Source organism: Sphingobacterium sp. G1-14, from assembly GCF_002196555.1.
Lineage (GTDB): Bacteria > Bacteroidota > Bacteroidia > Sphingobacteriales > Sphingobacteriaceae > Sphingobacterium > Sphingobacterium siyangense.
Window position 1 is genome coordinate 6,023,448 of record NZ_CP021381.1, and the last position, 25,293, is coordinate 6,048,740.

The 25,293-nt window shown below is 40.3% G+C and carries 19 protein-coding genes; 8 read left to right on the plus strand and 11 right to left on the minus strand.

The features are described 5' to 3' along the window. Positions 1 to 3 precede the first annotated feature (3 nt). The gene (locus tag CBM24_RS25805; RefSeq protein WP_075994524.1) at positions 4 to 1,026 is read left to right on the plus strand and encodes a Kelch repeat-containing protein; all 1,023 of its coding nucleotides are present in this window, start codon (positions 4 to 6) and stop codon (positions 1,024 to 1,026) included. A 475-nt stretch (positions 1,027 to 1,501) separates the two neighbouring features. Here the strand turns inward: CBM24_RS25805 and CBM24_RS25810 are convergent, their stop codons facing one another. Genes CBM24_RS25810 through dnaG form a run of 3 tightly spaced genes read right to left on the minus strand, consistent with a single transcriptional unit; the run spans position 1,502 to position 4,929 of the window. Then, on the minus strand, positions 1,502 to 2,530 hold the full coding sequence (locus CBM24_RS25810; RefSeq protein ID WP_075994525.1) for a glutaminyl-peptide cyclotransferase: 1,029 nt from the start codon (positions 2,528 to 2,530) through the stop codon (positions 1,502 to 1,504). A gap of 30 nt (positions 2,531 to 2,560) precedes the next feature. Next, positions 2,561 to 2,917 (minus strand): YraN family protein, encoded by a 357-nt coding sequence (locus CBM24_RS25815; protein WP_075994526.1) that lies wholly within the window; start codon positions 2,915 to 2,917, stop codon positions 2,561 to 2,563. Positions 2,918 to 2,925: 8 nt separating this feature from the next. Next, positions 2,926 to 4,929: a DNA primase gene (gene dnaG / locus CBM24_RS25820; protein WP_075994527.1), complete on the minus strand. Its 2,004-nt coding sequence runs from the start codon at positions 4,927 to 4,929 to the stop codon at positions 2,926 to 2,928. A gap of 80 nt (positions 4,930 to 5,009) precedes the next feature. On the opposite strand from dnaG, the gene CBM24_RS25825 reads away from it, so the two are divergent. After that, positions 5,010 to 5,483, plus strand: coding sequence for a UDP binding domain-containing protein (locus tag CBM24_RS25825; protein ID WP_232475637.1), 474 nt, complete (start codon positions 5,010 to 5,012; stop codon positions 5,481 to 5,483). 139 nt (positions 5,484 to 5,622) lie between these two features. Here the strand turns inward: CBM24_RS25825 and CBM24_RS27860 are convergent, their stop codons facing one another. Both CBM24_RS27860 and CBM24_RS25835 read right to left on the minus strand, forming a co-directional pair. Then, positions 5,623 to 5,814 (minus strand): hypothetical protein, encoded by a 192-nt coding sequence (locus CBM24_RS27860; protein WP_228280105.1) that lies wholly within the window; start codon positions 5,812 to 5,814, stop codon positions 5,623 to 5,625. 256 nt (positions 5,815 to 6,070) lie between these two features. Then, complete coding sequence (locus CBM24_RS25835; protein ID WP_088163249.1) at positions 6,071 to 8,182, minus strand: M3 family metallopeptidase; 2,112 nt, start codon at positions 8,180 to 8,182, stop codon at positions 6,071 to 6,073. Positions 8,183 to 8,353: 171 nt separating this feature from the next. Between CBM24_RS25835 and CBM24_RS25840 the strand changes: the two genes are divergently transcribed. After that, a complete protein-coding gene (locus tag CBM24_RS25840) occupies positions 8,354 to 9,430 on the plus strand; it encodes a DUF4407 domain-containing protein (RefSeq protein ID WP_075994530.1) in 1,077 nt (358 codons plus the stop codon). Between the two features lie 90 nt (positions 9,431 to 9,520). Here the strand turns inward: CBM24_RS25840 and rmuC are convergent, their stop codons facing one another. Both rmuC and CBM24_RS25850 read right to left on the minus strand, forming a co-directional pair. Continuing rightward, the gene (gene rmuC, locus CBM24_RS25845) at positions 9,521 to 10,843 is read right to left on the minus strand and encodes a DNA recombination protein RmuC (RefSeq protein WP_075994531.1); all 1,323 of its coding nucleotides are present in this window, start codon (positions 10,841 to 10,843) and stop codon (positions 9,521 to 9,523) included. 205 nt (positions 10,844 to 11,048) lie between these two features. Continuing rightward, positions 11,049 to 12,236, minus strand: coding sequence for a formimidoylglutamase (locus CBM24_RS25850; protein ID WP_075994532.1), 1,188 nt, complete (start codon positions 12,234 to 12,236; stop codon positions 11,049 to 11,051). Positions 12,237 to 12,425: 189 nt separating this feature from the next. Here CBM24_RS25850 and CBM24_RS25855 point away from each other — a divergent pair, with 189 nt between their 5' ends. The 5 genes from CBM24_RS25855 to CBM24_RS25875 all read left to right on the plus strand — a co-directional run bounded on the left by CBM24_RS25855 (position 12,426) and on the right by CBM24_RS25875 (position 20,541). Beyond that, positions 12,426 to 13,397 (plus strand): NAD-dependent epimerase/dehydratase family protein, encoded by a 972-nt coding sequence (locus CBM24_RS25855; protein WP_088163250.1) that lies wholly within the window; start codon positions 12,426 to 12,428, stop codon positions 13,395 to 13,397. Positions 13,398 to 13,506: 109 nt separating this feature from the next. Continuing rightward, positions 13,507 to 14,799, plus strand: coding sequence for an HAD-IB family phosphatase (locus CBM24_RS25860; protein ID WP_088163251.1), 1,293 nt, complete (start codon positions 13,507 to 13,509; stop codon positions 14,797 to 14,799). A 137-nt stretch (positions 14,800 to 14,936) separates the two neighbouring features. Then, positions 14,937 to 15,521 carry a hypothetical protein gene (locus tag CBM24_RS25865; RefSeq protein ID WP_075994535.1) on the plus strand — a complete coding sequence of 195 codons (585 nt, stop codon included), beginning with the start codon at positions 14,937 to 14,939 and terminating at the stop codon, positions 15,519 to 15,521. 292 nt (positions 15,522 to 15,813) lie between these two features. Continuing rightward, entirely contained in the window at positions 15,814 to 19,149 is a 3,336-nt protein-coding gene (mfd, locus tag CBM24_RS25870; RefSeq protein WP_088163252.1) for a transcription-repair coupling factor, read from the plus strand. Between the two features lie 201 nt (positions 19,150 to 19,350). Continuing rightward, positions 19,351 to 20,541, plus strand: coding sequence for a trans-sulfuration enzyme family protein (locus CBM24_RS25875; protein WP_075994537.1), 1,191 nt, complete (start codon positions 19,351 to 19,353; stop codon positions 20,539 to 20,541). Positions 20,542 to 20,629: 88 nt separating this feature from the next. On the opposite strand, the gene galK is transcribed toward CBM24_RS25875, so the two are convergent. The 4 genes from galK to hemH form a co-directional block, all read right to left on the minus strand. Beyond that, positions 20,630 to 21,781, minus strand: a complete 1,152-nt coding sequence (galK, locus tag CBM24_RS25880) for a galactokinase (RefSeq protein WP_088163253.1) — start codon at positions 21,779 to 21,781, stop codon at positions 20,630 to 20,632. 1 nt (position 21,782) lies between these two features. Further along, on the minus strand, positions 21,783 to 22,832 hold the full coding sequence (locus CBM24_RS25885; protein WP_075994539.1) for a UDP-glucose--hexose-1-phosphate uridylyltransferase: 1,050 nt from the start codon (positions 22,830 to 22,832) through the stop codon (positions 21,783 to 21,785). Between the two features lie 68 nt (positions 22,833 to 22,900). After that, on the minus strand, positions 22,901 to 24,175 hold the full coding sequence (locus CBM24_RS25890; RefSeq protein WP_088163254.1) for a metallophosphoesterase: 1,275 nt from the start codon (positions 24,173 to 24,175) through the stop codon (positions 22,901 to 22,903). Between the two features lie 12 nt (positions 24,176 to 24,187). Then, the gene (hemH, locus tag CBM24_RS25895) at positions 24,188 to 25,222 is read right to left on the minus strand and encodes a ferrochelatase (RefSeq protein WP_088163255.1); all 1,035 of its coding nucleotides are present in this window, start codon (positions 25,220 to 25,222) and stop codon (positions 24,188 to 24,190) included. Positions 25,223 to 25,293 lie beyond the last annotated feature (71 nt).

Sequence of the window (25,293 nt, forward strand, 5' to 3'; positions counted from 1 at the left end):
TTTATGAACAAGAAAAATTGGCTACTCGTTTTATTAGCTTTTGTATTTACAGTTACAACTTTCTCTTCTTGTAAAAAAAGTGACGACAGCGAAGACAAATCAGACGAATGGTTTGCAAAAGCTGCTTTTAAAGGCCCACAAACTTCATCTGCTGCTAGCTTTTTGATAAATAATGTTGCGTATGTTACTACTGGTCTAGCAAGTAATGCTGGTGGTAAGCCATTTCGTGTGAAAGACACGTATGCATATGACGCAGCATCAGATACATGGGCTGAAAAAGCGCCTTTCACAGGTGTTGAGAGAAACGGTGCCATCGGTTTTTCCATTGGTAATATCGGTTATGTTGGTGGTGGAAATGACGGAACAAACAACCTAACAGATTTCTACAAATTTGATCCTACAGCTAATGACGGAAAAGGTGCTTGGTCAAGCATTGCTCCACTTCCTATTGCTTTGTCTAATGCAGTAGCTTTTACTTTAAATGGCGCTGCTTATGTTGGAACAGGTGAAACTGTCGTTAGTGGTGGAACAACAAATACAAATGAGTTCTACAAATATGATCCAGCTGCTAATACTTGGCAAGCAATCAGTGATGCTCCATTTTCAGCGAAAAGAAAAGCAGCTTTCTCTTTTGTTGTCAATAATGTAGCCTATGTAGGTGGTGGTATCTCTAACGGTTCTTACCCAAAAGATTTCTATAAATTTGATGGTAGCAAATGGACTAAATTGAACGATCTAAATAGAGCAGATGATTCATATACTTACGATTTGACTCGTTCAAATGCTTCTGCTTTCGCAATCAATGGTACTCCATTCGTTGTTGGCGGTTACAAAAATGCCGTAATCAACAGCACATGGAAATATAATATTTCTGGTGACTACTGGACAAATGACAACGGCGCTTTTGCTGGTTCAGCACGCCAAGATGCTGTTGGTTTCGCTGTAGGAAATAACGGTTACATCACTACTGGACTTAATGGTTCATCTCGTTTTGACGATACTTGGATGTTTACTCCGATTTATTAATCGAAATAAAATCAATATAAAGAAAGGAATGGAGTTTCAAACTTCATTCCTTTTTTTTGCTTCAAATATTTTGTTTCTATTGGTTAAAAAAGATTTCTAGCTCCCTTTTATGGCTGTCCGCTATAGCGAAATAAGTCATCAATAATAGATACATCCAGCTACTATTTACTAATATAGGGCAACTCTCTTGTTTTTCATTAATTGAGGCGCACCTGACGAGAGATCTGCTCGTCATAATGTTTCTCTCCATGCAGTTTTAAAAGCTTCCGATACAGTTTTAAAACCGATCTGTCTCAGCCCCGGGCCGCATTTATAAAAAAGATGGAATTGAAAACCTCATACGATAACATCCATACTTCAAAGAAGAATGGGGCGCAATAAAAAACCTTGTCAGATAATTCTGACAAGGTTTCCATTTTATTCGAATGTGCAATACTGTCTGCCTCACAAAGGAGGATCAAGATCTGAAGTTCATTTATTTTTCAACTGTCTTGATCTCGAATAATGTATTCCATAACTTCCCTGTTATAAAGAGACGCTTTCCAGCTTGGTCGTAAGCAATTCCATTCAATTCATTGTCATAAGCGGAAGTATGCTCATAGATACCCACAAGATTAATCCGTCCTTCTACCGCTCCTGTTTGCGGATTGATTATAACAATAACATCTTTTTGATAGACATTTGCGTAGACTTTGCCGTCTATATATTCCAGTTCATTAAGTTCATCCACTGGTCCAGCTTCATCGTAAACTCCGATAGCGTTTAGCTCCTTACCGGTCGTTGCATCTAAAAAGAACAATTTATTGGATCCATCAGACTTTATCAAATGCTGCCCGTCGTAGGTCAAGCCCCACCCCTCTTTGCTATTTTCATATTTAAAGGAACTTTCCTTTACAAACGAGTTTTTATCAAAGACATATCCTTCTCCCTGTTGCCACGTTAACATAAATAACTTATTACCTACCAATGTCATTCCTTCGGCAAAAGTCTTTTCATCAAATTTGATTTCCTTGAGTACTTTACCTGTTTTTAGGTCGACCTTTCTCAAGTTTGACTCACCATAACGGCCATTAGATTCGTAGAGAATGCCATCAGCAAACTGTAGCCCTTGTGTAAAAGCAGTCGTATCGTGCGGGTATTTGTTGACAACCTCAAAACCATAGTTCTTCGCATTTTCAGGTACAACATAAAATGTACTTGAAACAGAATCGGGTTTTCCAGCATTGTATACCAAGGCGGAAATATTGCGTGTGCCATAGGCCATGTCTTTGGTATCTACTGTAATTGCCGTAGTATCAGTTGATGAACCCACATGTTTATCATCGACAAAATAAGCCACAGAGTCCATTGATACTGATTCAAATTTCAATTTCAACTGGACTTGAGCACCTTTTAAAACAGCTTGATTTGCTCCAGGGGATGCAAATTCCAAACTTGATTTTTTTGACTTACAAGAAGCAAAAGCTAGCGCTGCAATTGCCATAAAATAAGTGATTTTTCTCATCTATGTATAATTATTTATAAGTACGTATCCTTAGCTATCCCAAAATGCATCTTTGATATGGGTGAGTACTGTTTTGGGGGATCTTGTTATTGCGACAACATCAAATCTGACTTCACCGACATAACCTGTTTTAAGGATATAAGCCTGTGCTGCACGAATTAGCAATCGCTGTTTTTTGCGATCTACAAATTCGTAGGGTTCGCCGAAATCCGTTCCCGACCGTGTTTTTACTTCAACGAATACCAAGGTATCCCTGTCCACGACAATCAAATCTACTTCTAAATTCTTAAATCGCCAATTTCTTAACACTATTTTATAGCCTTGCTCCACGAGGTATTCCATGGCCATTTGCTCACCCCATTCGCCCGTTTCAAGATGCTTGGCCATATCAAGTATTACTTAACAATCGTATTTCCCAGAAAGCCTCCCAAGAGCCGTTCGGCTTCTTTAAGTTTCTGATATTTAAAAATAAGGACTTCTAGGTTTGCCACATCTTGTTCATGTTTCATTTCTTCACGAATATGATGCATTTCTGCCTCAATCTTACGCTTCTTGATCCGATAGATCGCTGTAACAACAAGTTGTTTTAAATGCTCATATTCCTGCGTTACATAAATTTTACGCTTATCGTCATTCCAATTTTCGCTGAGCGAATATTTGCTGGCAACACTATTAATCGCCAAATCGGATATTGTTGTATCCGAATTCGAATAAAACTGCTTGGCATCTGGAATTTCGTAATTTTCTGCAGCATCTCTATAGACTTTTAAAATATAGGCCGCAGCTTTATCCTTAAATTCGATGTCGCTGATATTTCCCAGTAGCAGTCCTGCAACGGGAATATCCCCATCACCTTCCCAGGTTGCCAGATAATCCCCATAGTTGATTAGAATACGGACAATCTCTCGTTCCTGAAGAATTTCCGAAGTCAGTTGTACCGGTTGTTCGACATTCTCCATAGGAGCTACTCCCCCTCTTTCATCATCTGTCATGAAGAAATCCGGAGGTGGACCATCCATCCCAAAAGGTGGCATCCCTGCATTAGGCGGCGGGCTCTGCGGTTTACGAGCGGCATCCTTATCTGCCTTCTTTGCTCTATTGAGCCTAATCTTGTTGAGTTCTGCCAATAAAATACGCTCTTCGATATCCAAAAGGCTGCTACATTCCCGGATAAAAACAGAAACCTTAATTTCATCGGGAATCAATGCAATACTCTCGACGACATCACGGATTACCGAAGCCCTTTTTATTGGATCGTTATTGGCATCGCGAAGCAGAATATTCGTTTTGTAGAAAATAAAGTCCTGCTGATTGGATTTGACATAATCTTTAAAAGCCGTGGCACCAAACTTTTGAACATAAGAGTCGGGGTCATTACCGTCGGGAAAAAGCAGCACTTTAACGTTTAAGCCTTCTTCGAGCAGCATATCTGTACCGCGTAGGGAGGCTTTGATCCCTGCTTCATCCCCATCATAAAGTATGGTCACATTCTTTGTAAATCTGGAAATAAGCTTGATCTGACCTGTTGTCAAAGACGTTCCCGAGGAGGAAACAACATTTTCGACTCCAGCTTGATGTACCGAAAGAACATCGGCATAGCCCTCTACCAAGTAGCAATTATCCTCTTCCATAATTGCTTTTTTGGCAAAATTCAATCCATACAGCACATCGGATTTATGGTAGATTTCGCTTTCGGGAGAGTTTACATATTTGGCGACCTTTTTATCCGTCTTTAGTGTCCGACCGCCAAAGCCAATTACACGCCCTGTCAGGTTATGAATCGGAAACATGACCCGGCCACGGAAACGATCATATAAAGATTTATCATCACGTTCAATAGCCAAACCACTTGCAGCCAAATAATCTGGGTGAAAACCAGCTACCTGTGCTTTATCGACCAATGCAGTCCATTCTTCAGGCGAATAGCCCAATTCAAATTTTTTGATGATATCCTCCCGGTAGCCACGCTCCTTGAAATAGTTGAGTCCGATGACCTGACCCATTTCAGTTTTCCAGAGTTGTTCGGCAAAGAATTTACTGGCCCAAGCACTTAGGACATATAGACTTTCCCGTTTATCCTGCGCAGCAAGCTGGGCCGGAGAACGCTCGATTTCTTCAATTTGAATCGAATATTTATCGGCTAAATAACGGATCGCTTCCGGGTAAGAGAACTTTTCCAGTTCCATGACGAATTTAAGGGAATCTCCACCAACACCACAACCAAAACACTTATAGATACCCTTTGCAACTGAAACGTGGAAGGAGGGCGTCTTTTCATGGTGAAAAGGACAATTTCCAATCAGAGAAGTTCCCCGTTTCTTTAAATCAACGAAGTCCCCCACCACCTCTTCTATCCGTGCTGTTTCCAGTACTTTATCAATAACTTCCTGCTTTATCAAACCGTTTCTTTTTTAATGTAAAATTAGAATAAATCTTTTGTATCTCCACTACGAAATGGTATTGGGATCAAGTGATTTTGATGAATGATTATCAAAAACAGCGATTTGCAGATAACATTATCCAAACATTGTATAATACTGTATCGGGCAAAAAGATTGCATTCTTAGGCTGGGCATTCAAAAAAGACACCAATGATACGCGTGAATCTGCAGCGATTTATGTTGCAGATTATCTATTGAGTGAACAAGCTGAAATCACGGTCTATGACCCCAAAGTGTCTGCTGAACGCATCTATGCCGACCTAGATTATCTGAATACGCGCTCTTCGGAAGAAAACCGAGCTTTGGTAAAGGTTGTCAATACCGCCTATGAGGCTTGCAATGATGCACATGCAATTGCAGTATTGACTGAATGGGATGAATTTAAGCATTATGATTGGGCCAAAATTAAGGAGCATATGAAAAAACCTGCATTTGTGTTCGATGGCCGTAAACTATTGAACCGTAAGGAACTTGAAGACCTTGATTTTAAATATTACGCGATAGGCGAGTAATCAATATATAGCTAAAAAGAACCCTCAGCATATAGTCGCATAAGTGTATGCGACTATAACTGAGGGTTTTGTTTGTGCCTGTTGTCAACGCGTAAGGAAAGAGAGATGAAACACAAGCGATGCAACAGGACTTTTTATCTTAATTATTCAGCATTCCATAAAACTCATTCATGTAATAAGATTCTTGGAGTGCATCCCTGAAATTCTGCCATTGTTCTTCATCAAATGAAAATACGATATCTGGATAAGGTGTTTTCATAATCAACCGAAATTCACCATCTGGGAATGTGCTAAAAAAGAGCTCATCACCATTACTTTTCGTAATATTCAAGAAATCGAAGAATTTATTCCTCGTAAATGTCAGTACAAAACTTTGTTGCCAGATATAATATGTTTGACACTTATGGCAAACACTAATATGGGTATCTCCTCTTTGGCTTAGAATTTTTGTGTCACACATACTATCTACATTTATTTAGACTCATTATAAATAATATTCAAATGTAAGAATAGTTTTTAGAATAACAAGTACCTGAACAAAAAAAAGGCGATATATTTCTATATCGCCTTTTTTTAATTAGAGAGCATTAGTTCAAACCTCTCTTTTTCAATAGATATTTTGGATCTGGATCTGCACCTCTAAATGTACGGTACATTTTAGCAGGATCATCAGTACCTCCTTTTTCAAGGATATTTTTACGGAAAGAATCCGCTGTCACTTGATCATACAATGATTTTTCCTTGAAAGCTGCAAAGGCATCTGAATCCAATACTTCAGACCAGATATAGGCATAATAACCTGCAGAATATCCACCAGCGAAGATATGTTGAAAATATGTACTTCTATAGCGCGGAATAATAGCATCAATAATACCTATCTTTTTCATTGCTGTTTTTTCAAAGCCTTTAATGTCTTTTGAAATTTCTTTTGTGGTAGCATGATAATCCATGTCTAACAACGCGGCAGAAAGGTATTCAACCGTTGCAAATCCTTGATCAAAGGTACCGGCCTTTTCCATTTTTTGAATCAATGAATCTGGCATTGCTTCTTTGGTCTTATAATGCTTAGCATATGTTCTTAACACCTCTGGATCTGCTGCCCAATTTTCCATCACTTGTGAAGGTAGTTCAACAAAGTCACGTGGTACAGAAGTTCCGGCCATAGAGCGGTATCTCACATTGGAAAGAAGACCATGCAGAGCATGTCCAAACTCATGGAACAAAGTAGTCGCTTCATCAAATGTCAACAAGGCAGGATTTTTTCCCACTGGTTTTGTGAAATTGCATACGATGGAAATTACTGGTGCAACACGTTTGCCATCTTTTGTCGACTGGTTACGGTAAGAAGTCATCCAGGCTCCCCCTCGTTTTGACTCACGTGGGAAGAAATCGGCATATAGCAGACCTAAATGTGAACCGTCTTTGTCTTTAACTTCATACACTTCCACATCTTTATGGTAAGTTGGTACATTGTTTAAGGCTACGAACGTCAAACCATATAATTTATTGGCTACAGCAAACGCACCTTCACGAACTGCAGGAAGACTCAAATAAGGTTTAATTTCGTCCTCATTCAATGCGAAACGTTTTTTGCGAATAATTTCTGTATAATATCTCCAATCGTAAGGGGCCACAGCAAAATTACCTCCTTCAGCCTTTATTTCCTTTGCTATATCTGCTTCTTCACCCTTTGCTTTAGCGAGTGCTGGAGTCCAAAGTTTATTTAACAGTGCATAGACATTGGTCGGATTCTTCGCCATTGATTCCTCTAGTACATAGGCCGCATGTGAAGAATAACCCAATAATTTTGCTTTTTGAAGGCGTAGGTTTACAATTTTTTGAATGATCGCCTTGTTATCGTTGGTGTTATCTTGATTACCGCGTAGCTGATAAGCCTCCCAAAGTTGCTTTCTCAGTTCACGATTTTTTGCATATTGAAGAAAGGGCATAATGGAAGGATTCTGTAAAGTAAACACCCACTTATCCTTCTTTCCTTTTGCTATGGCTTCTTCAGCTGCTGCCGTTTTCAACGATTCAGGCAAGCCTTCCAATTGGCTAGCAGAATCAACGACCAGTGTATAAGCATTGGTTTCAGCAAGCAAATTTTGTCCGAATCGTGTTGTTAATGTTGAAAGCTCAGCATTAATTTTTTTCATTTTTTCCTTATCAGCATCCTTTAAATTCGCTCCGGAACGTACAAAACTCTTATAGGTTTCCTCCAACAGTTTATTGTCCTGTTCGTCTAATCCAAGTGTATTTCGACTGCTCCAAACTGTTTTGATACGGTCAAATAGTTTGGTATTCATCGAAATTTCATCAGAATGACTCGATAAGATGGGAGCCAAATCTTTTGCTATCGCCTGAATACTGTCATTTGTATTGGCACTATTTAGATTATAAAATACAGTAGATACATTATTCAATAATCCACCTGCATTTTCCAGGGCGACTATCGTATTTTGAAATGTTGCTTTATCCGAATTGTTGACTATCGTGTCAATTTCCAAATTGTGTACTTTTATCGCTTCATCAAAAGCTGGCCTAAAATGCTCTGTTTTGATCTTGTCAAAAGGCGGTACATTAAATGGGGTTTCGTAAGCCAATAAAAGAGGATTATCTGTCATCACTTTTTTTTCCTCACAACCAACAAATGCAGTTGCCACTATCGCAAAAAATGGCAAAAGTTGTCTTTTCTTCATATTATCTGATTATTCCTGATTTTTTTTCAAAGATAATAAAATTAGGCAAATGGTCGGCCTTGTTAGAGAGGGGTTGCAGAAGAACATAAAAACCGTCATCGTATTGTAAAACAAAAACTTATTCATAAACCTTGTTAAAAATAATCTGTCAATTTGAGTAAAAATATTTTAATGAGCGATATTAACCGTTTCTTTTGGAGATGTGCGGGGGTACATCAAGAAACTCTTGAAAAATATCCGGAAGAGCATAGTAAGTACACAGCCATAGGTGCTACTATTTTTTTTACGGGATTGTTTGCCAGCCTTTCGGGTGGCTATGCCATGTATTTCGTATTTAGTGGAGGGGCATTTGACTGGCTTTTGGCCATTGTATTTGGCATCATTTGGGGTTTAGCGATATTCAATATGGATCGCTATATTGTACTCAGTATAAATAAATCAAAAAGCGGCCTTATGCAGCTTATGCAGGCTCTTCCTCGAATTTTATTGGCAATTTTGATTGGTTTGGTTATCTCTAGGCCGTTGGAGTTAAAAATCTTCGATAAAGAGATTCGAGAAAACCTCCGTGTACGTTTTCTCGCAGATCAACGCGCTAAAATCGACACGCTCAACAGTACGTTCAATAAGAAATATGCCAATGAAGTTTCGCTTTTAAAAGCGATTACGGTCGAACGTGATTCATTAGAAGCCAGTATTAAAAATGACCGTACAAAATTGAATTACGAGATATTCGGTAACAAAACAACTGAAACATCCGGTGTCATGGGCTATGGCCCTTATGCCAAAATGAAAGAAGAAGAGCTGAAGAAAAAAGAGGGCTATTTGGACACTTTACGGAACAAGATAACGACCCAACAAAACGCAATACGTCAGAAACAGAAATTTGAAGGGATATTGGACCAAAAAGTCTTATCCAACGCTTCTTTGGACAGCGCTGTCAATGTCGCTGGTTTTGCAGACCGCAACTCTGCGCTGGGCAATCTAAGGTACGATGCCAATGGAAAGGTCAACGAATCCAATGCAAATGCTGTGTTTTTTATTGCGCTGCTTTTTGTCTTCCTCGAATGTCTTCCGGTAATCGTCAAGCTCTTGGCAGGAAAGGATCCTTATGACAACGAAGTCCAAAACCAAAGGACTATTCATGATTACGAATCAGACAGCAATGTCACTGTTCAAAAAGAGGCTGTAGATCGTTTAAAGGATACGTATGTGGATGTTTCCATCAATAAACGGATGAAAGAGCTTTAGTAGAACCTCTAGCATAAGTTAGTAGAACAGGCTTTGCTTTGCACGGTTAAAAATTATAAACGGGCTTACCTTTCGGCAAGCCCGTTTTTGTTAATCTTCCGCATCTAAAAATTTGGAATCGATCTGTTTATTTGCTTTGGCTCCTAAACGTTTTAATTTCTCCACTTTTCCGATCACGTTCCCAGCGCCTGTAGAGAGCTTTTTAGTTGCATCTTCATGGCTTTTTAATGCGCGCTCCAACTGATTTTGCACCTGTTCCATATCGTTCAGAAAGCTCACAAACTTATCGTAAAGGCTCCCCGCTTCTTTCGCTATTTCAATTACATTCCTGGTCTGACGTTCCTGCTTCCAGATACTAGCGATAGTACGCAATGTCGCCAACAATGTCGAAGGGCTAACGATGACAACCTTACGATCCCAAGCATCGCTGAATAGATCCGGTTTTTCAGCGACGGACATACTCAATGCAGATTCGATCGGCATAAACAGCAATACAAATTCTGGCGATTCTATACCATATAACTCGTGATAGTTTTTTGCGGAAAGTTCTTTCACGTGATTTTCCACAGACTGTACATGTTGTTTTGCGAAAATTGCGCGGTCCTCATCCGTCTCAGCATTGACCCAACGTTCGTAGGCAATCAGCGAAACTTTTGAATCTACAATCAGATGTTTATCTTCAGGAAGGTCGATAATCGCGTCGGGTTGCATTCTTCTTCCTTCGGCATCCATCAGAGAGACCTGTAATCTAAATTCGCGATCGCGCATAAGTCCCGAACGCTCTAAAACCCGCTCTAAAATTACCTCGCCCCAATTGCCCTGCTTTTTGGTATCCCCTTTTAATGCCTTGGTTAAGCTATTGGCTTCGTCTTTAATTTTAAGACTCTGTTCGACCAGCTGAAGGACAACTCCCTTTAAAGAATTTCTTTCCGCGGCCTCTTGATTGTAATTTTTATCGACTTTCTCTTCAAACAATTTGATTTTTTCCTTCAATGGATCCAAGATCAAGCCCAGGGAACGATGATTGGTCTCTGTAAACTTTTGTGTCTTCTCTTCCAATATTTTATTGGCAATAACCTGAAACTCATTGTTGAATTGTCGTTTAATCTCTGCGATTTCATTCTTCTGTTCCTGAAATTTATCGAGCTGCGCCTCATAAAAAGAACGTGTACTCTCTAAAGACCGCTCTGCGACCAGAAGATTCTCCCGTTCCTTATCCAATTCATTTTTTAGCATAAGACGTTCTTCCAGCAAACTTTGTTCCCGCTGTTGCGATCTAGCAAGCTCAATTTTTAGTGTTTCAACCTCTTTACTGTACGCAGGACCGGTACTGGTATCGGTATTCTTTTTTAGTACCAATACGATCAAAATGACCAATAACAATACGATTCCCGCAAAGAAAAATATTTCCATGATTTGTATTTTCTGAAGATGGTGTATGCTTACCTGAGCAGGTCTATTTTGCCATCACTGCATTTAACTAAACCTATAACGTCTCAATCTTAATGAATCGGCACCACTAAAAAACAGATAACTCCAATCTGTTATCAGTTTGCACGATGTATTACACACTTCTCTATGGTAAGGCGTAATACCAATGTCCCCACTTAGTGGTACATTATTGTAACTTTTGGTGTGTTTTCCACCATAGATCAGGCATTTCACCTGAAATAGCCAATTGGTAGTCTTCATAACGGCAAGGCACGAGGTAATAGCGTTCATTGACTGATTTAGATCCAAAATAAGGCACTTGAATCCACCAGCGGTCTGATTTTTTACTTTTCACAAAGACCAATTCATGCTCTTCATTTTCCAGTGTCGTGCGATAAATGATATAAGATGATTTGGGGTACAGTGGCGTATCTTGTTTGCGGTTATAGTAACCATCAATAAAGCACCAGATCATTTGGGAGACCAACATAGCCGTCTGCTCCATTGGATCAAATGTTGGATTGAATTCATAAAAACCGATGGAAGAACATTTATCCGACATCCCGGCATAGCGGGCGAGTTGACAAGCTTCATCGCCAAATAAACCATTGGGCATTGCATTGGCATTTCCAGGTGCTTCAGAGGCCCGAATGGCTCCTATGTCAAAACTAATTAAATCCGCTGCTCGGATCAAAGGCTCTGATTGGTCCATTTTACCGGCAATCATACCGACTCGTGTTGCATTAAAAAATAGTTTATCATACATATTGATAGACTCTTTACTTACGAGATAGGTTTGATAGGCTATGGCATTTAAATTGAATAAATAGTCCGGCTGGTGCAAGATAATATGGTTCACATAAGATCGGGAATTCAGGCTTACATTTTCAGCATTTTCCTCATCAAGGTCAAAACGAGCATCTATAATTGCCAGCTCTATCTTTCGCTCTAAGTTTTGATACCCCAAATATTGTGCATAGGTAAGGTCCTGTCCACCACCAATGATAATCGGAAGAATATTTTCTTTGACCAGTTCTTCTACGACAGATTTTAAAGCGATATAGGTATCTTGAATTGTATTACCGGCTTTGATATTTCCCAAATCAACGATATTCATCTTATAATCGCCCTGATATAGCGCATAGAGATGTTTTCGTACTGCATCCGGCGCCTTATCCGTTCCGTTATTATTCATGGATGCACGGTCTTCCTCCACACCGACAATAGCCAATTGAGGCTGTTTATCCACTTCCCAGCTCGGAAAATCTATTTCATAGGCTTGAATAATGTTCCCTAGTTGAGAACTCAAGAACCCATGCTCAGGAGCAAAACCTGTAATTGAAATCGGGCTAAAGAATACGGACAGTGATGACATAAGCTATAATTTGTAAAATTTCCTATTTGTTCTGAAAACGACTGTTTTAATTGGACTGAAAGAATCTACCTTGGCTTTCATGGCGTTTGATACCCGCGAAAGCATGAAGGTTTTCAGGATGCAATTCACACAAATATCCATTTATTAACTAACTTTTGAAAACATTATTTTTAACAGTATCTTTATCAAGTGATATTAATAACTGGAGGAACAGGTTTTTTAGGGTCTACACTAATCAGACAGTTGATAGACCAAGGAATTGACGTCATTGCCATCAAAAGAGCTCAATCGACTATTCCGGCCTCGTTGTTATCGTCTTCGTTGGTCCAATGGATCGACGCTGATATCAACAATTATTTTGAATTAGAAGATGCTCTTGATGGGGTTACTAAAGTATTCCATTGTGCAGCATTGGTTTCCTACCAAAAGAAAGACGCTAAGGCACTCTTTAAAGTGAACGTGGAAGGAACGACAAATCTGGTCAATCTTTGCCTTGAAAAGGGTATTCGCCTACTTCATGTCAGCTCGATCGCAGCTTTAGGGACAAATCGAGACAACCTTCCGGTATCCGAGAAAGACCATTGGGAACACAATTCATTGACATCGAACTATTCGTTATCAAAATATCAGGCGGAGATGGAGGTCTGGCGTGGCATTACCGAAGGTTTAAGTGCAGTTATTGTCAACCCCTCAGTAATTTTAGGTGCTTCGGCAAACGAGAAAGGCTCTGGCGCTATTTTTTCGATGATCAATAAAGGTCTACGATTTTATCCGAAAGGAAGTGTCGGCGTTGTTGACGTTGAAGATGTTGCTGCAATCATGATTCAATTAATGGGAAGAGATGATATCACGGCTGAGCGCTATATCATCAATCATCTCAATATAAGCAACAAGGATCTGCTGAGCGTGGCAAGTGTATTAATGAATAGGCCTGAACCGACAATCGAAGTTTCTGAAACCTTACTCCAAATTGCCTCTACTGTTTCCAGCATGCTTTCCGTATTTAAAAAATCGGATACGACATTGACAAAGGAAACAGCGGCAGCGTCAAGTGCCAAATTGCAGTATTCCAACGCTAAAATCCAGGAACTTCTAAACCACAGTTATCGACCTTTGGAACAAACGCTAAAGGAAATTGCAGATTTATATAACAAACAGTAAAACTATAACATAACAAACAACCAAACCTTGAAACCGTCGGAAACCTACCGATATCGGAGATCTGCATTCAGCGCTATTGCTCACGATCGTTTCATAAAAAAATAACAAGATGAAAAACTATTACATCATTGATTTCGATAGTACATTTACGCAAGTAGAGGCACTTGATGAACTTGCACGGATCTCCCTTGAGAACCATCCGGATCGCGAATCTATCTATCACGAAATTGAGCGGTACACCAATCTTGCCATGGAGGGTAAACTATCTTTCCGTGAGGCTTTGGCTGGTCGCGTCAAACTTTTAAATGCCAACAAATCTCATCTGGATAAACTTGTTTCACATCTTAAGAAAAAGGTTTCAACCTCTTTTTCCCGAAATCGTGAATTTTTCAAGAAACACGCCGACACCGCATGGATTGTTTCAGGAGGTTTTAAGGAGTTTATTACTCCTGTTGTTACACCATATCATATCAAGACTGAAAATATCTATGCCAATACATTCAGATTTGATGAAGAAGGTAATATCATCGGTTTTGATGAAGAGAATCCATTATCAAATGAAGGTGGAAAAGTGCAATTATTAAAACAGTTAAATATTGAAGGAAGACTATTTGGCATTGGTGACGGTTATTCAGATTTTCAACTGAAAGAATCGGGATTAATTGAAAAATTCTTTGCATTTACAGAGAATATCCAACGTAAAAGTGTCACTGAGAAAGCAGACTTCATCACACCTAGTTTTGATGAGTTCTTATATGTAAATGATCTGCCCCGTGCAATATCCTATCCTAAAAACCGTATCCTTTGTTTGATCGTGGGTGATGTACCAGAAATAGCGGCTCATATCTTAAAAAGAGACGGTTTTTCTATCCGCACAAAAGATACCTTCGAAGAAAAGTATGTGAAAGATGTAGGGATGCTTCTATTGGGGGACAATATCGATATCAGTGATGAGCAACTCCAACATGCTGACAAATTAAAAACGATCGGATATTTGGGTGATATCAGAGGGCATATCAATAAGGATATCTGCAATGCTAAAGGTATTGTCGTTTTTGATGATAAGAAAAATAAAAAGAAAAATTCCGAGTTTATACCTCGCCGGATGGCCGATTTTATCAACAATGGTGATACTTATTTAAGTCGCAACTTCCCAAATCTGATTTTACCAAAAGTAAAACAGGTAACGAGATTATTGCATATCCACCAAAACGTTCCCGGAATTATGGCGCAGATCAATAAGGTCTATGCCCAAAATAACATCAATATCGTTGCCCAATTTCTAATGACCAAAAGTGATATTGGCTATGCGGTAACCGATATACAAGGTGAATATGATAAAGATCTATTGAAACAACTCAAACAGATCGACAATACAATTAAGTTCAGAATATTGTATTAATAGCAAGCGGCGGTAAATATGGGCGGCAGCTATTGCCTGCTTAAATTCCGGCTTATAAAACGAGAAATTTATTCAGGCACACTTGCAGTGTGCCTGACTTTTCGCTCAACAACTCTTTTTATACTAAAACATAGATTATGTCCTTACATCAAGATGCCGAATTAAAGAAAGCTGTACTTGACCTACCTCAGAAGGAAAAAGACAAACTCCTTGTACGCCTGATAAGCAAGGACAAAATGCTGATCAAACAATTGCATTTCCAATTACTGGAAAATGCGGACGATTTAGAGGAACGTATTGAAAAACTACGAAAGCAACTGGCGCAATTGTTCGATATTGGTTTAAGTCAAATTGGCAATACGCCACAACACAGTCATTTTATTGCACTTAGCAAGCTGGTGAAACAAGCAAGCGGTTTAGTGAATGAACACGAAAAAGTCACCAAGGACAAAATCAGTGAAGTAGAATTTAGATGCTATATCCTGAAGAGAACCATTGCTGATTACGACAGGCTTTTCGACTCCTCCTATCAGTCTGCCGCCCACAAATTGCATAAATATATAACAGGGCGTATAAAGCATGCGGTGGGTAAATACAGTAAACTTCATGAGGACTTTCAGTTTGACTACCGGGAAGATTTTCAAAATACACTGGATGCTTTTGGTAATACAACACTTAAAAGCTATATTAGTGAACAGAAGATTGACCTCGACCTAAATTAGTCATGAGAAATAGCAAAAACCGCGTTAAAATTGGATCCTTTCATGTTACAGCTTACGAGCAATATAAATTAATTTACTTGGCCACATTATTGGTGTTGCTCGCTTTTGCCTACACCTTTTACCTCGCGAAATAAACTCCTGCACAGATCAATCTGTTATAGCTTTTGAGTTCTCCAAAGTCATGCCTTTCTTAATGAGGGATTCAGCCATTTTTTTACCAAAAAATTTAGTACTTCATACCCAATACTTGATACTATTTCGTTAAATTCGCAATTATTCGAAATTTTTGCTCGTGGGAATTCAAGAAATATTAGAAAAATACAGCCAAAGCGAATCTGTCCAGTCGCTTACCAAGGCTATACAATCCAAAAACCCAAAGATTCAGCTGAAAGGGCTTATTGGATCTTCGGATGCGTTCATAGCCGTATCTTCTTACAACTTACAGGAACGTCCAATGGTCTTTATTTTACCAACTCATGAAGACGCTTCTTATTTTTTAAGTGATCTGGAAAGCCTGTTGGATAAGCAAGTTCTTTTTTTTCCTTCGTCTTATCGCAAAGCTTTTGATTTTACACAAACTGACTCTGCCAATGTATTACAACGTGCGGAGACTTTAAGTTCACTCAACCATACTTCGGAATTACCGAAAATGGTTGTGACTTATCCGGAGGCTATTGCTGAGAAAGTGATCAATCGCAACGATCTGGATAAAAATACGTTGGAAATAACAGAAAACACCGCTCTAAGTATTGATTTCATCAACGAATTTTTGATCGAATATGATTTCGAACGTGTAGACTTTGTGTATGAACCGGGGCAATTTGCGATACGCGGTGGCATTGTAGATATCTTCTCTTTTTCGAATGACCTCCCATACCGTATTGAATTCTTTGGCGATGACATCGAAAGCATACGTACATTTGACATTGAGTCCCAGCTGTCTGTCAAAAAAATCCATAAAGTAACCATTGTACCGAATGTCCAAGCGAAATTCCTGACATCCCAACACATTTCCTTATTGGAATATGTAGATCAGGACGCTACGATCTGGATCAAAGACGCTCAATTTACGTTAGATATTGTAAAAGATGGGTTAAAAAAAGCGGAAAAATTATGGGCGGGGCTAACAGATAAGCAGAAAAAGGATAATCCCGAATGGCATAATCCAGCCTATGAGTTTACAGATGAGAAGAATCTCAATGCCTTATTCTTTGAGTTCCCTATCATCGAATTCGGCAAACAGTTCTTTTATAAAGCTGAGGTAACACTCAAGTTCGATATCCACCCGCAACCTTCGTTCAATAAGGATTTTAATCTCTTAATCCATAATTTCAAGGAGAATGAGGGCCAGCGGATCCAGAATCTGATCTTTTCAGATTCAACCAAACAGGTCGAACGTATCTATACGATTCTAGAAGATCTCGATAAATCAGCGACCTTTATTCCAATTCATAAAGCTTTACGCGAAGGTTTTAGAGACGACAGTTTAAAGTTGGCCTGTTACACGGATCACCAGATATTTGACCGCTATTATAAATATAAACGTAAGAAGGCTTACGAGCGCTCGCAGGCAATTACGCTCAAAGATCTACGGGATCTTAAACCTGGTGACTTCATTACCCATATTGACCACGGTGTTGGTCGCTATGGAGGGTTGGAAAAAGTGGACGTCAACGGTAAATCTCAGGAAATGATCCGCCTGATCTATGCAGACAACGACCTTTTGTATGTAAACATCAACTCCTTAAACCGTATCTCCAAATATTCCGGAAAAGAGGGTACTGTTCCCAAAATGAATAAACTGGGTACCGATGCTTGGGACAAACTCAAAAAGACGACCAAGAAAAAAGTTAAGGATATTGCGCGCGACCTGATCATGCTTTATGCCAAACGAAAGGCCCAGCATGGAAATGCGTTCTCACCGGATAGCTACTTACAGAATGAACTGGAGGCCTCCTTTATCTATGAGGATACACCCGATCAGGAAAAGGCTACTGCCGATGTAAAAAAGGATATGGAATCGCCGCATCCGATGGACCGATTGATCTGTGGGGATGTTGGCTTCGGAAAAACGGAGGTTGCCATCCGTGCAGCCTTCAAAGCTGTAGCAGACAGTAAACAAGTTGCTGTCCTGGTACCGACGACCATTCTTGCATTACAGCACTACCGGACATTTTCGGAGCGCCTAAAGGGCCTTCCATGCACGATCGACTATATTAATCGTTTCAAAACGAGCAAACAGATCAAAGATACCTTAGCCAGGCTCGCTGAAGGAAAAATAGACATTATCATTGGCACCCATCGCCTTGTTAGCAAAGATGTCAAGTTCAAAGATCTTGGTCTAATGATTATCGATGAGGAACAAAAGTTTGGGGTTGCAGTAAAGGAAAAATTGAAGGTCATGCGTGCGAATGTAGACTCACTGACATTGACAGCAACGCCAATTCCAAGAACATTGCACTTTTCATTGATGGGCGCCCGCGATCTGAGTATCATCTCGACCCCACCACCCAACCGGCAGCCTGTACAGACCGAACTCCACGTTTTCAATGAAACACTGATCGGAGAGGCCGTCAGTTACGAACTTGATCGTGGTGGACAGGTATTCTTTATCCATAATCGGGTCGCAGATCTTCCGCAGCTGGGCAATTTGATTCGCAAGCTGGTTCCAGGAGCACGGGTCGGTGTTGCACATGGCCAATTGGAGGGTGATGAGCTCGAGGATGTGATGCTTAAGTTTATCAATCACGATTTCGATGTCTTAATCGCAACAACAATTATTGAAGCGGGTCTTGATATTCCAAACGCGAATACGATTATTATTAATCATGCACATATGTTCGGACTGAGTGACCTGCACCAAATGCGGGGTCGGGTCGGTCGCTCTAATAAAAAGGCCTTCTGTTATCTACTGAGTCCACCATTGTCGACTTTAACGTCGGAAGCCTATAAACGACTTTCTGCGATAGAAGAATTCTCTGAACTCGGCTCTGGATTTAATGTTGCCATGCGCGATTTGGATATACGTGGCTCGGGAAACCTATTAGGTGGCGAACAGTCCGGATTTATTGCCGAGATCGGTTTCGAGATGTATCATAAAATCTTGGACGAAGCTATTCAGGAACTGAAAGAGGATGAGTTTTCAGCAGTATTCGCTGATGAGAAAGAACGAAAATATGTGTCCTTTACACAGATTGACACCGACCTCGAGGTATTGATCCCGGATGAATATGTAACCAATATCACTGAACGATATAATCTGTATACGGAACTCTCTAAATTGGAAAACGAGCAGCAATTGGCAGCGTTTGAAAAAGAACTTGAAGATCGCTTTGGCCCTATCCCACGAGAAGTCTTTGAATTATTCAATACACTCCGTTTACAGTGGTTTGGCAAAACGATCGGATTCGAAAAAATAGCCTATAAAAAGCATACACTGAAAGGTTATTTTGTCAATAACCCCAAGTCGAGCTACTTTGAATCTGATCAATTCGGCCGAGTACTGTCCTTTGTACAAAGCCATCCGGAGATCAGCAACCTCAAAGAAGTCAAAGGCCAGCTTCGTTTAGCATTAAACAATGTGAATACCATTGGGTATGCATTGAGCCTGCTGAGAGAAATGTTGTAAGATATATTGATGCATCCGATATAAATAAAATCTACATATTGAGTAGATTTTATTTATATTTGATATACAAGACAAACCTTCTTCGAGCTGTTAGCACCAACAGTGCTTTCAAACGAGCTAAGGGTTCCTTACGATCACAGATTCGACAAGATCGAGTTATGGATTCTTAAGGCGATACAAGCATCAATCAATATTATTAGTATGGCTACCAATACCGAAACGATACTCGTCCATGAAGGACAGCAATTCAACCAGACATCTGCAGTAACTACTCCAATCTATCAGACATCCACATACATTGCAGATCCTGACCCAACGGAATACATCAAGGCTGCTACCGAACCGAAACACCCTTATTTTTATCATCGCCATGGCAACCCAACGAATAGCCAAGTAGCGTCCATCCTAGCAAAATTGGAAAAAACGGAGGATGCACTTGTATTTGCAACAGGTATGGCAGCGATCAGTACAGCCATATTGGCCATCGTTAAATCGGGCGATCATATTGTCGCCCAACATGCACATTATTCCGGAACAGCTATTTTCTTTAAAGAGTTCCTAACAGATTATGGCATCACGGTTACGGCTGTGGATCAAACAGATGTTTCAGCTTTTGAAAAGGCTATTCAAACAAATACCAAACTGATTTATATAGAGACTCCATCGAATCCAAACCTCAACATTAGCGATTTAAAAGCACTCGGAGAGCTTGCCAGAAAACATGGAATCCAGAGTATGGTCGATAATACATTTGCCTCCCCTATCAACCAAACACCGACAGATTTTGGAATAGACGTCGTTGTCCACAGCGCCACGAAATATTTGGGCGGACACAGCGACCTCACCGCGGGTATCGTCTGCGGTACGCAGCACTATATCGCCAGCGTATGGAAACGATCCGTCGCTTTGGGAGCATCACTTGCACCGCTTGATTCCTGGTTACTATTACGGGGATTGAAAACATTAAGTCTACGCGTCAAACAGATCAATACAAATGCGCTGAAGCTAGCCGAATTTCTGGATCAACATCCAAAAATAAAAAAAGTCAGTTATCCTGGATTACCCAATCACCCACAACATGAGCTCGCGGCCCAACAAATGAACGGTTTCTCCGGTATGCTTTGCATCGATGTCAACGGTAAAGATGAAGAAGAGGCATTTTTAAATGCACAGAAACTCATCAATGGGCTGCATATATTTATCAACGCGGCCAGTTTGGGAGGGGTCGAATCGCTTATTGTACACCCCGCGAGTATGTGGGGCGGTCATCATACGAAGGAACAGAAAGAAGCTTCCGGAATCACGCTAGGCATGTTGCGCATCTCTGTTGGAATCGAACATGCCGATGATCTAATCGCCGACTTAAAACAGGCATTAGACCAGCTTAACTAGGACTTGTGTAGTAAGTCGTTATCAAAAAAGAAAAAAATAAGGGGAATAGCATGAACATGCTATTCCCCTTACTGTACCTACTTTTTTATCAAAGTACGCGGGTACCATCGGCAATCCTGACCTGAATAACCGAAAGTTCTTTATCAAATTTCTGTTTGTATTCTTTTTCGAGTGTTGGTAAAATTGAAGGTAATACACCTTCTTTGACGATATTGATCGTACAGCCACCGAAACCGCCGCCCATCATTCGGGCACCGATCACCTCAGGAAATTGCTTGACATAATCCACTAAATAATCCAGTTCCGGACAACTGACTTCATACACTTTACTTAATCCCTCGTGGCTCTGAAAAATATACTGTCCAAGCTGAACAACATCTCCTGAACGTAGTGCATCACAAGATTTCTCTACACGTTCATTCTCACGGACCACAAAACTAGCTTTCGCATAAATATCGGCATCTTTGTCCTTTACCAACTCATCCAGCATCGCCACTGTTACATCACGTAGGTTCTTGACTTCCGGGTATTTTTCCTGTACCCATGCAGACGCCTGTTCGCATTGTTCACGACGTGTATTGTAAGCTGTAGAAGCTAATGAGTGTTTTACGTTTGTATTCAATAACACAACTTCATAACCCTTAAGATCAAGTGGCACATACTCGAAACCCAAAGTACGGCAATCCAGTTTGATGACATTTTTCTCTTTACCAAAGGCTGAAGCAAACTGATCCATAATACCGCACATCACACCAGCATAGGTATGTTCGGCCTTTTGTGCAATCTGTGGAATATCAAGTCGTTCGACCTGTAAATCGAACAGTTCGCTGAGCGCCAAGGTAACGGCACACTCAACGGCCGCTGAAGACGATAATCCGGCCCCCAATGGTACATCGCCATCGATATACAGGTTGAATCCACCTAGCGTTGCCCCACGTTTCTGATACTGATCAACTACACCGAGAATATAGTTTGGCCAATGTTTTTCTGAGATTGCAATATCCGCTAGTTTTACCTCATGATGTTCTTTATAATCTTCCGCATAAAGCACAATGTTATCATCCGATCGCTTACTTACAGCAACGTATATTGCCTTGTCAATTGCAGCAGGCAATACAAATCCATCGTTATAATCCGTATGTTCTCCAATAATATTAATCCGTCCGGGGGAAGTAACGACAAGAGGTTCCTCCTGGTAGAGTTCTTTAAATTTGTTTACAATTGTATCTTTTGTTATCATCTTATTTAGCTTTATAATGTACTGTCGAACAATTTCGCAACTGTTCTGCGGCAACTTCCGGTGTGATATCACGTTGTGGATTTGCTAGCATCTCATAACCTACCATAAACTTTTTAACGGTAGCAGAACGTAACAATGGTGGATAGAAGTGCATATGCCAATGCCACTCTGGATGATCACCATCATTTACCGGGGCCTGATGCATTCCTGCAGAATAGGGAAAGGATGTTTTGAAGAGATTGTCATATCGCGTCGTCAATAACTTGAGGATAGCGGCAAAATCCGTCTTCTCCTTCTCGTCAAACCCGGCAATGTTTTGGATAGATCGTTTGCTGACAATCATCGTTTCGTAAGGCCAGGCAGCCCAAAAAGGGACTAGAGAAACAAAAGAATCATTTTCGTCAATAATGCGTTCCTCTTTTCTCAACTCCGCTTTAACATAGTCTGACAGGATTGTACGTTGATATTTGTTGAAATATTGCTGTTGCTGAACGCATTCTTTTTGGATTTCTACTGGCAAATGATTTTGTGACCAGATCTGTCCGTGGGGATGTGGGTTACTACAGCCCATAATCGCGCCTTTATTTTCGAAAATTTGAATGTATTTAATCCAGTCAACCTTGGAGAGTTCGACAAATTCCTTTTGCCAAAGATCAACCACCGATTTGATTGCGGCCTGATCCATTTCGGGTAGTGTAAGATCGTGGCGTGGTGTGAATGCAATTACCTTACAGATCCCTCTTTCGGTCTCTGCGACAAATAATTCATCCTCATTAAATTCCTGTTGGCTTGTATCTTTTAATAAAGCCGAGAAATCGTTCACGAAGACAAAACTTTCTTTATAATCTGGATTGACATCACCATCTGCTCGTTTATTTGTCGGACACAAATAGCATTGTGGATCATATTCGGGTCTATTATCCCCGGGGAGATCCTCCACTTGCCCTTGCCATGGTCTTTTACTACGATGCGGAGACACAAGTACCTTTTCCCCGGTAAGAATATTAACACGTGTGTGGGGAGAGTCCCCAAAGTTTAAAGTTGATTGCATGTTATGTATAACTGGTGTACAGAATACACAATTATAGCTATATTAACTCAAAAGTCAAAGGAGATTTTTTAGGCTTTAAACTTTGGGTCATGCGCTTTTAGCAATTCGAATATGGTAATTTCAGGCAGAATTCCAACGCGTCCTGGATAACCCAAAAAACCATAGCCGACATTCACATATAATCGTTTGTTCTGTTGTTCACGATATAGCCCTGCCCATTCCTTATAGATATATTGTACTGGACTCCATTGCAACATCTCGGACCTTACGCCAAATTGCATACCGTGGGTATGTCCGGCAAACATCACATCCACGTCGGTATCCAATACCTGAGCCCGCCAATGCGAGGGGTCGTGAGATAACAGCAACTTAACAGGTTGCTCTTCGGTACCCATTAACGCTTTCTTGATATCACCATGTTTCGGAAAACGGCCTGTCCCCCAATTCTGAACCCCGACAATACAAAGCTCTTCACCGTCAACCTTAATCTTACGATTTTCATCCATTAACAGATCCCAGCCCATGATTTTATGAACATCGATCACATCCTTGAGGTTCTTGCGTTTTGCAGGAGAATCTTCTTTACCATAATAATAGTCACCATAGTCGTGGTTACCTAATGTAGAAAACACACCTAAATCAGATTTCACACGAGCAAAAATATCTTGATAGCCGCGCATTTCAGAAGCTTGGGCATTCACAATATCACCGGTAAAAAAAGTCACATCAGCTTTTTCCTTTAAAAGCATATCAATACCACCGTTGACAGCCTTTTTATTGTAGAAAGATCCCGAGTGCACATCTGAAATCTGCGCGATGGTCATTCCATGGAATGCTTTAGGCAAATTTGGCAAATACAAGGGCACTCTCCTTACACGATAGTCATAGGCTCCTGAAATAATACCCCAGCTCAATGGTATCAAGGGTGAGGCACCAACTAGAATACCAGCTTTGGTCAAAAACTCGGATCGGCTAATCCCTTTCACCGGATTCTCCGGTAAAGGGTCTCCGGCATCTTCAACTAAATCCTCAATAGATCTTTTTTTTGTAAACAGCCGTTTTAACCACACACCACCGCGTCGGATATCATCAATCAACAAAATCAAAAAGAAAAATATCTTTGATGCGGCAGTCAGAAAAAAGGCGACTAAAATAACCGACCGTACGATTAAAGGAATACTATATTGTGCTGAGATAAAAACTCCCAATAGCAGTAAAACAGAATAAGACCACCAGAGGATGGAAAATACTTTTGTTTTGGGAAATTTGATCTTCGTTGCGCGAAGGGCAAAGAAAATATAAAAATCCAATATGAGTAATACACACGCGTTTACGAACAACATCATTTACCTATTTTAGTTTTTGGCATTGAGTGCCAATTGTTTTAAAGACTCGATCCATTTGGGATCATCATTAAGACTTTCTACCAAACAAACCTCTTCTCCACCTAAGTGCTTAAATTCATTAGCATATTCCACGCCAATTTCATCAATGGTCTCGATACAATCCGCTACAAAAGCAGGACTGAAAATTAATAACTTCTTATAACCTTTCGCGGCAAGGTCGTGCAACAAATCCGAGGTATACGGCTGTATCCAGGGCTCTTTACCTAACCGGGATTGAAAGCAAAGCGAATATTGTTCTTTTTTTAAACCAAGCTTTGCAGCTATCGTCCGTGTAGTTGCATAACATTGCGAGAGATAGCAGTATGAATTGGCTGTCGTTTTACAGGAATCACAGCCTGCTTCGGGACATTTAAGTTGACCTGTCGGATCCACTTTACCGAGCTGCCGCACAGGAAGGCCATGATAGCTAAAGACAAAATGGTCAAAGCTTTCCAAATCGTGCCTGCGGGCATGATCTGCATAAGTTTCTGCCATCAAATCGTCAGTACAGAAATTGCTTACGAAACTGATTTCCGGTAGATAATTCCATTTGCGGATTAGCTCCATGACACGATCAATAACCGAGCCCGATGTTGCTGAAGCGTACTGTGGAAATAAAGGGATTACGCGAATGGACTCCAAAAATAGACCTTCCATATTTTTCAATGCAGCCTCAATCGATGGGTTTTGGTAACGCATCGCTAATTCGACATGGTATTCTTCCCCCAATGCTTCTTGAAGCAGATCACGTTGCAAAATACTGTAATGCATCAAAGGTGATCCCGTTTCTTTATCCCAGATCGTTTCGTATACTTTTGCAGATTTGGGAGCACGGGTACGTGCAATGATTCCCTTTACCAATAAGGTTCGTTGAAAATAAGGAATATCAATGACGCGTGGATCCATTAAGAACTCCGTTAAATACTTTTTTACATCTGGAGTAGTGGGACTATCAGGTGTACCCAATTGTACTAAAAGAATACCTTTTTTGCCTTTATTGCTCATAGCTTACAAAGCTACGCAAAAAAGAATGCACTCGGGATCTAAACCGCGGAATTATGAAATATCTGTGACGG

Bases quoted from the DNA above. Each gene is read 5' to 3' on its own strand.
- CBM24_RS25805 (WP_075994524.1), top strand. From the start codon at position 4: ATGAACAAGAAAAATTGGCTACTCGTTTTATTAGCTTTTGTATTTACA.
- CBM24_RS25810 (WP_075994525.1), bottom strand. From the start codon at position 2,530: ATGAGAAAAATCACTTATTTTATGGCAATTGCAGCGCTAGCTTTTGCT.
- CBM24_RS25815 (WP_075994526.1), bottom strand. From the start codon at position 2,917: ATGGCCAAGCATCTTGAAACGGGCGAATGGGGTGAGCAAATGGCCATG.
- CBM24_RS25825 (WP_232475637.1), top strand. From the start codon at position 5,010: ATGAATGATTATCAAAAACAGCGATTTGCAGATAACATTATCCAAACA.
- CBM24_RS25835 (WP_088163249.1), bottom strand. From the start codon at position 8,182: ATGAAGAAAAGACAACTTTTGCCATTTTTTGCGATAGTGGCAACTGCA.
- CBM24_RS25840 (WP_075994530.1), top strand. From the start codon at position 8,354: ATGAGCGATATTAACCGTTTCTTTTGGAGATGTGCGGGGGTACATCAA.
- rmuC (WP_075994531.1), bottom strand. From the start codon at position 10,843: ATGGAAATATTTTTCTTTGCGGGAATCGTATTGTTATTGGTCATTTTG.
- CBM24_RS25850 (WP_075994532.1), bottom strand. From the start codon at position 12,236: ATGTCATCACTGTCCGTATTCTTTAGCCCGATTTCAATTACAGGTTTT.
- CBM24_RS25860 (WP_088163251.1), top strand. From the start codon at position 13,507: ATGAAAAACTATTACATCATTGATTTCGATAGTACATTTACGCAAGTA.
- CBM24_RS25865 (WP_075994535.1), top strand. From the start codon at position 14,937: ATGTCCTTACATCAAGATGCCGAATTAAAGAAAGCTGTACTTGACCTA.
- CBM24_RS25875 (WP_075994537.1), top strand. From the start codon at position 19,351: ATGGCTACCAATACCGAAACGATACTCGTCCATGAAGGACAGCAATTC.
- galK (WP_088163253.1), bottom strand. From the start codon at position 21,781: ATGATAACAAAAGATACAATTGTAAACAAATTTAAAGAACTCTACCAG.
- CBM24_RS25885 (WP_075994539.1), bottom strand. From the start codon at position 22,832: ATGCAATCAACTTTAAACTTTGGGGACTCTCCCCACACACGTGTTAAT.
- CBM24_RS25890 (WP_088163254.1), bottom strand. From the start codon at position 24,175: ATGTTGTTCGTAAACGCGTGTGTATTACTCATATTGGATTTTTATATT.
- hemH (WP_088163255.1), bottom strand. From the start codon at position 25,222: ATGAGCAATAAAGGCAAAAAAGGTATTCTTTTAGTACAATTGGGTACA.